Annotated in this window: 10 protein-coding genes; all 10 read left to right on the top strand. The window is 62.0% G+C overall.

The window, feature by feature from the left end; all coding sequences use genetic code 11:
* Positions 1-27 precede the first annotated feature (27 nt).
* Entirely contained in the window at positions 28-1,203 is a 1,176-nt protein-coding gene (locus tag C6570_RS02520) for a D-alanyl-D-alanine carboxypeptidase family protein (protein ID WP_106701762.1), read from the top strand.
* Between the two features lie 184 nt (positions 1,204-1,387).
* A complete protein-coding gene (rpsL, locus tag C6570_RS02515) occupies positions 1,388-1,765 on the top strand; it encodes a 30S ribosomal protein S12 (protein WP_106701760.1) in 378 nt (125 codons plus the stop codon).
* A gap of 160 nt (positions 1,766-1,925) precedes the next feature.
* Entirely contained in the window at positions 1,926-2,396 is a 471-nt protein-coding gene (gene rpsG / locus C6570_RS02510) for a 30S ribosomal protein S7 (protein ID WP_106701758.1), read from the top strand.
* 158 nt (positions 2,397-2,554) lie between these two features.
* Positions 2,555-4,663, top strand: coding sequence for an elongation factor G (fusA, locus tag C6570_RS02505; RefSeq protein WP_106701756.1), 2,109 nt, complete (start codon positions 2,555-2,557; stop codon positions 4,661-4,663).
* A gap of 190 nt (positions 4,664-4,853) precedes the next feature.
* The gene (tuf, locus tag C6570_RS02500) at positions 4,854-6,044 is read left to right on the top strand and encodes an elongation factor Tu (RefSeq protein ID WP_106701453.1); all 1,191 of its coding nucleotides are present in this window, start codon (positions 4,854-4,856) and stop codon (positions 6,042-6,044) included.
* 11 nt (positions 6,045-6,055) lie between these two features.
* Positions 6,056-6,367 (top strand): 30S ribosomal protein S10, encoded by a 312-nt coding sequence (gene rpsJ, locus C6570_RS02495; RefSeq protein WP_106701754.1) that lies wholly within the window; start codon positions 6,056-6,058, stop codon positions 6,365-6,367.
* Between the two features lie 182 nt (positions 6,368-6,549).
* Positions 6,550-7,230: a 50S ribosomal protein L3 gene (gene rplC, locus C6570_RS02490; protein WP_106701752.1), complete on the top strand. Its 681-nt coding sequence runs from the start codon at positions 6,550-6,552 to the stop codon at positions 7,228-7,230.
* A gap of 3 nt (positions 7,231-7,233) precedes the next feature.
* Positions 7,234-7,854: a 50S ribosomal protein L4 gene (gene rplD, locus C6570_RS02485; RefSeq protein WP_106701751.1), complete on the top strand. Its 621-nt coding sequence runs from the start codon at positions 7,234-7,236 to the stop codon at positions 7,852-7,854.
* Entirely contained in the window at positions 7,851-8,186 is a 336-nt protein-coding gene (gene rplW, locus C6570_RS02480; RefSeq protein ID WP_106701749.1) for a 50S ribosomal protein L23, read from the top strand. Before rplD ends, rplW begins: the two co-directional genes overlap by 4 nt.
* Before the next feature lie 3 nt (positions 8,187-8,189).
* Positions 8,190-9,014, top strand: a complete 825-nt coding sequence (gene rplB / locus C6570_RS02475; RefSeq protein WP_106701747.1) for a 50S ribosomal protein L2 — start codon at positions 8,190-8,192, stop codon at positions 9,012-9,014.
* The last annotated feature ends 10 nt before the right edge of the window (positions 9,015-9,024 follow it).

Here is a 9,024-nt window from a genome sequence, read left to right as displayed (position 1 = left end):
GCAGCTTCAGTTTTTGTAGTGAAACCCATGCTTTTCCAATCCTTATCGCGCTTTCTGGGCACCGCGCTGCTCGCCGTGGTGGCCGCCGCAGCCCCCGCCGTTCACGCGCAGCAGGCGCCGCAGCCACCCGAAGTGGCGGCCAAGTCGTACCTGCTGATGGACGTGTCGGCCCACCAGATCCTGGCTTCCAAAGAGATCGACACGCCGGTCGAGCCCGCCTCACTCACCAAGCTGATGAGCGCCTACCTGGTGTTCGACGCGCTCAAGTCCAAGAAGCTCAGCCTGACGCAGACGCTGCCCGTGAGCGACCGCGCCTGGAAGATGCCCGGCTCGCGCATGTTCATCGACCCCAAGATGCAGGTGCCCGTGGAAGACCTGATCAAGGGCATGATCGTGCAGTCCGGCAACGACGCCACCATGGCCCTGGCCGAAGGCGTGGGCGGCACGGCCGAGCACTTCGTGCAGCTGATGAACGACCAGGCCAAGGCGCTGGGCATGAAAAACACCAGCTACCGCAACCCCGAGGGGCTGACCGAGGCCGGCCACACCACCACTGCGCGCGACTTGGCCACGCTGGCCATGCGGCTGATGACCGACTTCCCCGAGTACGTGCACTACTACACCATCAAGAAGTACCGCTACCCGGGCACGCCCGCCAGCAACGACACCAACCGCAACGCGCTGCTGTTCCGTGATCCCACCGTCGACGGCCTGAAAACCGGCCACACCAACGCCGCAGGCTACTGCCTGGTGGCCACGGCCAAGCGCGACTTCCCCAACCTGCAGGGGCGCCGCCTGCTGTCGGTCGTGCTCGGCACCGCCAGCGAGAACGCCCGCGCCAACGAATCGCAAAAACTGCTGAACTGGGGCTACACCGCCTATGAAGGTGTGAAACTGTTCGACGCCGGCAAGGCCGTGGCCACACCCAAGGTCTGGAAGGGCAAGACGGCCGAATTGAAACTGGGCAGCAGCACCCCCATCATCGTGGCAGTGCCCTCTGGCATGGCTGGGCAAGTCAAGACCGAAGTCGCCCGCCCTGAGCCGCTGATCGCCCCCTTCAAACAGGGCCAGCGCGTGGCCACGCTCAAGGTCAAGCTGGGCGAGCAGCAACTGACCGAAGTGCCGCTGGTGGCGCTCGAGCCGGTGGAGGAAGCTGGCTTCCTCGGCCGCGCATGGGATGCCATGCGCCTGTGGATCCAGTAAGCGGCCGCTGACCGGCCCAACGGGGCGCAGCTTGCGCCCTTGGTAGCGCTGCGTTGCAGGAAAACCGCAGCCGCGCTACAATTGAAGGCTTTTCCGCATTGGGGCGGAAAAATTCCATGCCGCGCGCGTGGGCTGTTATGGCCGCACGCGCCGGTTTGTTTTTGACGTTTAGGGACGTTTTTCAATGCCAACCATCAGTCAACTGGTGCGTCAGGGGCGGACGGTCGAGAAGACCAAATCCAAAAGCCCTGCGATGCAAAATTCGCCGCAGCGTCGCGGCGTGTGCACCCGCGTGTACACCACGACGCCGAAGAAGCCGAACTCGGCGCTTCGTAAAGTCGCCAAAGTGCGTCTGACCAACGGTTTCGAGGTCATCTCGTACATCGGCGGTGAAGGCCACAACCTGCAAGAGCACAGCGTGGTGCTGGTGCGCGGCGGCCGGGTCAAGGATTTGCCCGGCGTGCGCTACCACATCGTGCGCGGCTCGCTTGACTTGCAAGGCGTGAAAGACCGCAAGCAGTCGCGCTCCAAGTACGGCGCCAAGCGCCCCAAGAAGGCCTAAACGCTTTCGTCATTTTTCGGTGCTCGAATCGAATGGCTTCGATTCCAGCGTAGTGACCTTGAACAAAGGTCGAGTAAGTGCGGTCCCTGGATGGGTCTGCAGGGTTGTCGGGAATACAGGACTTTTCCGCCAGCCAGCTGAAGCAAACATGAGGTGAAACATGCCACGTCGTCGCGAAGTCCCTAAACGTGAAATCCTGCCGGATCCCAAGTACGGCAATGTCGAGCTGTCCAAATTCATGAACGTCATCATGGAAGGCGGCAAGAAGGCGGTTGCCGAGCGCATCATTTACGGCGCGCTCGAGCAAATGGAGAAGAAAAGCGGCAAAGACCCGCTGGAGCTCTTCGTCATCGCCATCAACAACGTCAAGCCGATGGTCGAGGTCAAGTCTCGCCGCGTCGGTGGCGCCAACTACCAGGTGCCCGTGGAAGTGCGTCCCGTGCGCCGCCTGGCGCTGTCGATGCGCTGGATCAAGGAAGCCGCCCGCAAGCGCGGTGAAAAATCCATGGCGATGCGCCTGGCCAACGAACTGCTGGAGGCCAACGAAGGTCGCGGCGGTGCCATGAAAAAGCGTGACGAAGTGCACCGCATGGCCGAAGCCAACAAGGCGTTCAGCCACTTCCGATTCTGATCTGACCATCAGAGCACCGGGGCTCTGCTCAGTGCATCGAAGGCCGCTCGCGTGTCGTGTACACGCCGCGGCCTTGTGCTGATTAAGGGCTCCGCAAACCGTTTCCGCCGCGCCCACGCGTGGCCTGCTTCAAAAGAGCGAACAACCAAGGACTCATCATGGCTCGCAAGACCCCCATCGAGCGCTATCGCAACATCGGCATCTCCGCGCACATCGACGCTGGCAAGACCACGACGACCGAGCGCATCCTGTTCTACACCGGCGTGACCCACAAGCTGGGCGAGGTGCATGACGGCGCGGCCACGACCGACTGGATGGAGCAGGAGCAAGAGCGCGGCATCACCATCACTTCCGCAGCAGTCACCTGCTTCTGGAAGGGTATGGACATGTCCTACCCGGAGCACCGCTTCAACATCATCGACACCCCCGGACACGTGGACTTCACCATCGAGGTGGAGCGTTCCATGCGCGTGCTGGACGGTGCCTGCATGGTGTACTGCGCCGTGGGTGGCGTGCAGCCGCAGTCCGAGACGGTGTGGCGTCAGGCCAACAAGTACAAGGTGCCGCGTCTGGCGTTCGTCAACAAGATGGACCGCACCGGTGCCAACTTCTTCAAGGTCGTCGACCAGATCAAGACGCGCCTGAACGGCAACCCCGTTCCGGTCGTGATCCCCATCGGCGCGGAAGAAGGCTTCAAAGGCGTGGTCGACCTGGTCAAGATGAAAGCGATCATCTGGGACGAGGCTTCGCAAGGCATGAAGTTCGACTACCAGGACATTCCTGCCGAACTGGTCGACACCGCCAAGGAATGGCGCGAGAAGATGGTCGAGTCGGCTGCCGAAGCCAGCGAAGACCTGATGAACAAATACCTTGAAGAAGGCGACCTTTCGGAAGCCGACATCAAGGCCGGACTGCGCGCGCGCACGCTGGCGGTCGAAATCCAGCCCATGCTGTGCGGCACCGCGTTCAAGAACAAGGGCGTGCAGCGCATGCTGGACGCCGTGATCGACTACCTGCCCTCGCCCGTGGACATCCCGGACGTGGAAGGCACCGATCCTGACGACGAAGAGAAGAAGCTGTCGCGCAAGGCCGATGACGGTGAGAAGTTCTCTTCGCTGGCATTCAAGCTGATGACCGACCCGTTCGTGGGCCAGTTGACCTTCGTGCGCGTCTATTCCGGCGTGCTGAGCAAGGGCGACACCGTGTTCAACTCGGTCAAGGGCAAGAAGGAACGCATCGGCCGTATCGTGCAGATGATGGCGAACGAGCGTATCGAAGTGGAAGAAATTCGCGCTGGCGACATCGCTGCATGCGTTGGTCTGAAGGACGTGACCACCGGTGAAACCCTGTGCGATGTGGGTTCCCCCATCGTGCTCGAGCGCATGGTGTTCCCCGAGCCCGTGATCGCGCAGGCCGTCGAGCCCAAGACCAAGGCCGACCAGGAGAAGATGGGTATCGCCCTGTCGCGCCTGGCCGCCGAGGATCCCTCCTTCCGGGTACGCACCGACGAGGAATCGGGCCAGACCATCATCGCCGGCATGGGCGAGCTGCACCTCGAGATCATCGTGGATCGCATGAAGCGCGAATTCGGCGTGGAAGCCAACGTGGGCAAGCCCCAGGTGGCCTACCGCGAAACCGTGCGCAAGACGGTCACCGACGTCGAAGGCAAGTTCGTGCGTCAGTCGGGCGGTAAGGGCCAGTACGGTCACGTCGTGTTCACGCTGGAGCCGCAAGAGCCTGGCAAGGGCTTCGAGTTCGTCGACGCCATCAAGGGCGGTGTGGTGCCTCGCGAGTACATCCCTGCGGTGCAGAAGGGTGTCGAAGAAGCGCTGACCTCCGGCGTGCTGGCTGGCTACCCGGTGGTGGACGTGAAAGTCACGTTGACCTTCGGTTCGTACCACGACGTGGACTCGTCCGAGCAGGCGTTCAAGATGGCCGCCATCTTCGGTTTCAAGGAAGCCGCCCGCAAGGCGACGCCCGTGATTCTGGAGCCCATGATGGCGGTGGAAGTCGAAACGCCGGAAGACTACGCCGGCACGGTGATGGGCGACTTGTCGTCTCGCCGCGGCATGGTGCAGGGCATGGACGACATGGTCGGCGGTGGCAAGGTCATCAAGGCCGAAGTGCCGCTGTCGGAAATGTTCGGCTACTCGACCGATCTGCGCTCGGCCACGCAAGGCCGTGCGACGTACACGATGGAGTTCAAGCACTACGCTGAAGCGCCGAAGAACGTGGCCGACGCCATCGTGGCTGCCCGCGCCAAGTGATGTGAGTGAAAAGTGGCTGCAGCGCTTGTGCAACAAGCGCGAGCAGCTACTTTATTGATAGCTGACGGGTGGTTGCCCGTCGGTCTGCGATCCGGAGTCCGCGCCGTGCCCGTGCAGCGCGATTCAAGGCATCCGGGTGCAGACCTAAAACCGACACACGGGTATCTGTTCTTTTTCGGAGTAAGTTGAAATGGCAAAAGAGAAATTTGAGCGTAGCAAGCCGCACGTGAACGTGGGCACGATTGGTCACGTGGACCACGGCAAGACGACACTGACCGCGGCCATTGCCACGGTGCTGTCCAAGAAATTCGGTGGCGAGGCCAAGGCCTACGACCAGATTGACGCAGCGCCCGAAGAAAAAGCGCGCGGCATCACCATCAACACCGCCCACGTCGAATACGAAACCGCCAACCGCCACTACGCCCACGTGGACTGCCCTGGCCACGCCGACTATGTGAAAAACATGATCACCGGCGCCGCCCAGATGGACGGCGCCATCCTGGTGTGCTCGGCCGCTGACGGCCCCATGCCCCAAACGCGCGAGCACATCCTGCTGAGCCGTCAGGTTGGCGTGCCCTACATCATCGTGTTCCTGAACAAGGCCGACATGGTCGACGACGCCGAACTGCTCGAACTCGTCGAAATGGAAGTGCGCGAGCTGCTCTCCAAATACGAATTCCCCGGCGATGACACCCCCATCATCAAAGGCTCGGCCAAACTGGCCCTGGAAGGCGACACCGGCGAGCTGGGCGAACAAGCCATCATGAAGCTGGCCGACGCCCTGGACACCTACATCCCCACGCCTGAGCGCGCCATCGACGGCGCCTTCCTCATGCCCGTGGAAGACGTGTTCTCCATCTCCGGCCGCGGCACCGTCGTGACCGGTCGTATCGAGCGCGGCATCATCAAAGTCGGCGAAGAAATCGAAATCGTCGGCATCAAGCCCACGCAGAAAACCACCTGCACCGGCGTCGAGATGTTCCGCAAGCTGCTCGACCAAGGCCAAGCTGGCGACAACGTCGGTATCCTGCTGCGCGGCACCAAACGCGAAGAAGTCGAGCGCGGCCAAGTGCTGTGCAAGCCCGGCTCCATCAAGCCCCACACCGAATTCGTCGGTGAGGTCTATGTGCTGAGCAAAGACGAAGGCGGCCGTCACACGCCCTTCTTCAACAACTACCGTCCGCAGTTCTACTTCCGCACCACCGACGTCACCGGCAGCATCGAGCTGCCCGCTGACAAAGAAATGGTGATGCCTGGCGACAACGTGTCGATCACCGTCAAGCTGATCGCCCCCATCGCCATGGAAGAAGGCCTGCGCTTCGCTATCCGCGAAGGCGGCCGTACCGTGGGCGCTGGCGTCGTCGCCAAGATCATTGCGTGAGGTGAACGGACATGGCCAAGCAAAAGATCCGTATCCGCCTGAAGGCATTTGATTACAAGCTGATCGACCAGTCGGCAGCTGAGATCGTTGACACCGCCAAGCGCACCGGCGCCGTGGTCAAGGGCCCCGTGCCCCTGCCTACGCGCATGAAGCGCTTCGACATCTTGCGTTCGCCGCACGTCAACAAGACCAGCCGCGACCAGTTCGAGATCCGTACGCATCAGCGTCTGATGGACATCGTCGATCCCACCGACAAGACCGTCGACGCGCTGATGAAGCTGGATCTGCCGGCCGGCGTGGACGTCGAAATCAAGCTGCAGTGATGGTGTAACGGGAAGCGCCGTACGGCGCCTTCCAGGCCACCCAAGCGCGGACTTGCCGTATCGGCAATGTCCGCGTTATAATTTCAGGCTTGCCTTTTTTGGGCAAGACTTTTCAACCCTCTTTCGCATTCCAAACGCGCAGGCCAATTGCAGCAGGCGCGGCGAGAGTTCAGGAGCAATAAATGAGTCAAAGCAATCGATTGGGGTTGCTGGGGCGCAAGGTGGGCATGATGCGTCTGTTCACCGATGACGGCGATGCAGTGCCCGTCACGGTGGTCGATGTGTCGAACAACCGCGTTACCCAGGTCAAAACCCAGGAAAACGATGGCTACGTGGCCCTGCAGGTCACGTTTGGCGCACGCAAAGCCTCGCGCGTGTCCAAGCCCCAAGCCGGCCACCTCGCCAAGGCGGGTGTCGAAGCCGGTGAAATCACCCAGGAATTCCGCGTGGACGACGCCGTCGCCGGCAAATACGCCGCTGGCGCCGCCGTGCCCGTGGCCGACGTGTTTGCCGCTGGCCAGAAAGTCGACGTGCAAGGCACCTCGATCGGTAAAGGCTACGCCGGTACCATCAAGCGCCACAACTTCAGCTCGCAGCGCGCGTCGCACGGTAACAGCCGTTCGCACAACGTGCCGGGCTCGATCTCCATGGCGCAGGATCCTGGCCGCGTGTTCCCGGGCAAGAAGATGACCGGTCACATGGGCGATGAGACTGTCACCACCCAGAACCTGGATGTCGTTCGCGTCGACGAAGCACGCCAGCTGCTGCTGATCAAGGGCGCTGTCCCTGGTTCGCGCGGCGGTTTCGTGACCGTGCGTCCGGCCGTCAAGGCGCCGGAAGGCAAAGCGAAAGAGGAGGCGTAATCCATGCAACTCGAACTCCTCAACGAACAAGGTCAGGCTGCCTCCAAGGTGGATGCCCCTGAAACGCTGTTCGGCCGCGACTACAACGAAGCGCTGGTGCACCAGCTGGTGGTGGCCTACAAGGCCAATGCCCGCCAAGGTACGCGCGCTCAGAAAGATCGCGAACAGGTCAAGCACTCGACCAAGAAGCCGTTCCGCCAAAAAGGTACGGGTAATGCCCGCGCCGGTATGACGTCCTCGCCGCTGTGGCGCGGGGGTGGTCGCACCTTCCCGAACAGCCCGGAAGAGAACTTCGCCCAGAAGATCAACAAGAAGATGTACCGCGCCGGCATGGCGTCCATCTTCTCCCAGCTGGCGCGTGAAGGCCGCCTGGCCGTGGTGGACTCGATCAAGGTCGATTCGCCCAAGACCAAGCAGCTGGCCGCCCGCTTCAAGTCCATGAAGCTCGATTCCGTGCTCGTGATCGCCGATGAAGTCGACGAAAACCTGTACCTGGCTTCGCGCAACCTGGGCAACGTGCTGGTGATCGAGCCGCGTTACGCCGATCCCGTGTCGCTGGTGCACTACAAGAAGGTGCTGGTCACCAAGGGTGCCATCGACAAGCTCAAGGAGATGTTCGCATGAGCCGCATCAATCCGACTCCGAAAGAGCGCCAGTTCGACGAAGGCCGCCTGATGCAGGTCCTCATCGCTCCGGTGATCTCCGAAAAGGCCACGCTGGTGGCCGAAAAGTCCAATGCCGTCACCTTCAAGGTGCTGCGCGACGCGACTAAGCCCGAAATCAAAGCCGCTGTTGAACTGCTGTTCAAGGTGGAAGTCAAGGGCGTGTCCGTGGCCAACATCAAAGGCAAGACCAAGCGCTTTGGTCGCACCATCGGTCGTCGTGACCACGTGCGCAAGGCCTACGTCCTGCTCAAGGAAGGTCAAGAGCTGAACCTGTCTGGGGAGGCTGCGTAAACCATGGCCGTCATCAAGATCAAACCGACCTCGCCTGGCCGCCGCGCCATGATCAAGGTCACGCGCGACCACCTGCACAAAGGTGAAGGTTTCGCGCCCCTGCTGGAGCCGCAATTCCAGAAGGCTGGCCGCAACAACAACGGCCGCATCACCACCCGCCACAAGGGCGGTGGTCATCGTCACCACTACCGCGTCGTCGACTTCCGTCGCGACAAGGATGGCATTCCGGCCAAAGTCGAACGCGTTGAGTACGACCCGAACCGCAGCGCGCACATCGCGCTGGTGTGCTATGCCGATGGCGAGCGCCGCTACATCATCGCCCCGCGCGGTGTGGAAGTCGGCAGCCAGCTGCTGAGCGGCGCCGAAGCGCCGATCCGCGCCGGCAACACGCTGCCCATCCGCAACATCCCGGTGGGTTCGACCATCCATTGCATCGAGCTCAAGCCCGGTGCTGGTGCCCAGATCGCCCGCTCGGCCGGTACGTCCGCCACGCTGCTGGCGCGCGAAGGCACCTACGCTCAAGTGCGTATGCGCTCTGGCGAAGTGCGCAAGATCCACATCGAGTGCCGTGCCACGATCGGTGAAGTCGCCAACGAAGAGCACAGCCTGCGCCGTTTGGGCAAGGCCGGTGTGAAGCGCTGGATGGGTATCCGTCCGACCGTCCGCGGTATCGTGATGAACCCGGTCGATCACCCGATGGGTGGTGGTGAAGGTCGAAGCAAGTCGGGCCGCCAGCCTGTTGACCCATGGGGCAACCTGACCAAGGGCTATCGCACCCGTTCTAACAAGCGTACGCAGAACATGATTGTTTCGCGTCGCAAGAAGTAAGGACCTCCGC

This window comes from Ottowia oryzae, assembly GCF_003008535.1.
Classification (GTDB): domain Bacteria; phylum Pseudomonadota; class Gammaproteobacteria; order Burkholderiales; family Burkholderiaceae_C; genus Ottowia; species Ottowia oryzae.
This window is presented reverse-complemented; position numbering and strand designations above follow the sequence as displayed.

Bases quoted from the DNA above. Each gene is read 5' to 3' on its own strand.
- C6570_RS02520 (WP_106701762.1), top strand. From the start codon at position 28: ATGCTTTTCCAATCCTTATCGCGCTTTCTGGGCACCGCGCTGCTCGCC.
- rplB (WP_106701747.1), top strand. From the start codon at position 8,190: ATGGCCGTCATCAAGATCAAACCGACCTCGCCTGGCCGCCGCGCCATG.
- tuf (WP_106701453.1), top strand. From the start codon at position 4,854: ATGGCAAAAGAGAAATTTGAGCGTAGCAAGCCGCACGTGAACGTGGGC.
- fusA (WP_106701756.1), top strand. From the start codon at position 2,555: ATGGCTCGCAAGACCCCCATCGAGCGCTATCGCAACATCGGCATCTCC.
- rplD (WP_106701751.1), top strand. From the start codon at position 7,234: ATGCAACTCGAACTCCTCAACGAACAAGGTCAGGCTGCCTCCAAGGTG.
- rplC (WP_106701752.1), top strand. From the start codon at position 6,550: ATGAGTCAAAGCAATCGATTGGGGTTGCTGGGGCGCAAGGTGGGCATG.
- rplW (WP_106701749.1), top strand. From the start codon at position 7,851: ATGAGCCGCATCAATCCGACTCCGAAAGAGCGCCAGTTCGACGAAGGC.
- rpsG (WP_106701758.1), top strand. From the start codon at position 1,926: ATGCCACGTCGTCGCGAAGTCCCTAAACGTGAAATCCTGCCGGATCCC.
- rpsJ (WP_106701754.1), top strand. From the start codon at position 6,056: ATGGCCAAGCAAAAGATCCGTATCCGCCTGAAGGCATTTGATTACAAG.
- rpsL (WP_106701760.1), top strand. From the start codon at position 1,388: ATGCCAACCATCAGTCAACTGGTGCGTCAGGGGCGGACGGTCGAGAAG.